Here is a 1,054-nt window from a genome sequence, read left to right as displayed (position 1 = left end):
TACGCGTCGCGGATCTCGTTGAAGCGCGTCTCGCTGTACTCGACCAAGTCCATCTTGTTGATCGCCACGATCACGTGCTGCAAGCCGAGCAGCTTCACGATCGCGCTATGGCGCTTCGTCTGCGGCAGCAAGATCGTGCGGCCTTCCTCGTCCTTCGTCACGCGCGTGGCATCGACCAAGATGATCGCCGCGTGCGCCGTCGACGCACCCGTCACCATGTTGCGCGTGTACTGCTCGTGCCCCGGCGTATCGGCGATGATGAACTTGCGCCGCGCGGTAGCGAAGTAGCGATAGGCCACGTCGATCGTGATGCCCTGCTCGCGCTCGGCCTCCAAGCCGTCGGTGAGCAGCGACAAGTCGATCTCTTCGCCCACCGTACGCTTGTTCTTCGCGCGCGAGAGCGCCGAGAGTTGATCGGACAGCACGGCGCGGCTGTCATAGAGCAGGCGGCCGATCAGCGTGCTTTTGCCGTCGTCGACGCTGCCCGCCGTGATGAAACGCAGCACGCCGAGGTCTGCCGGTTGATGAGGAGTACTCATGATCTTCAATCCCAATTCGGTCTTCGAAGCTTCAACGCTTCGATCGTTCGGTGTGCTTAGCTTTAGAAGTAGCCTTGCTTCTTGCGCTGTTCCATCGCGGCTTCGGACGCTTGATCGTCCATGCGCGTCGCGCCGCGCTCGGTGATGTCGGTCACCGCCGTCTCGGCGATGATCTTCTCCACGTCGTCCGCGTCGCTGTCCACCGGGCACGTGCAGCTGATGTCGCCCACCGTGCGGAAGCGCACGAGCGCCTTCTCGCTCGTCTCGCCCTCGCGCATCGGCGTGAGCGGCGTCACCGGCACGAGCAAGCCGTTGCGGCGCACGATCTCGCGCTCGTGCGCGTAGTAGATCGAGGGCAGCTCCAAGCCTTCGCGCGCGATGTACTGCCACACGTCCAGCTCGGTCCAGTTCGAGATCGGGAACACGCGCAGGTGCTCGCCCTTGTGCAGGCGTGCGTTGTACAGGCTCCACAGTTCCGGGCGCTGGGCCTTCGGATCCCATTGGCCGAACTCGTC

Annotated in this window: 2 protein-coding genes; both read right to left on the bottom strand. The window is 63.8% G+C overall.

The features are described 5' to 3' along the window. Positions 1-539: GTP-binding protein (locus tag DWV00_RS33540; protein ID WP_181885674.1), on the bottom strand; the 539-nt coding region annotated here is incomplete at its 3' end. Positions 540-601: 62 nt separating this feature from the next. Next, a partial coding sequence (cysD, locus tag DWV00_RS33535; RefSeq protein WP_115537905.1) for a sulfate adenylyltransferase subunit CysD occupies positions 602-1,054 on the bottom strand: 453 nt, incomplete at its 5' end.

The sequence above is a fragment of the Trinickia dinghuensis genome (genome assembly GCF_003367175.1).
Taxonomy (GTDB): Bacteria; Pseudomonadota; Gammaproteobacteria; order Burkholderiales; family Burkholderiaceae; genus Trinickia; species Trinickia dinghuensis.
Note: the sequence above shows the minus strand (reverse complement) of the source record. Positions and strands in the feature narration are given on the sequence as shown.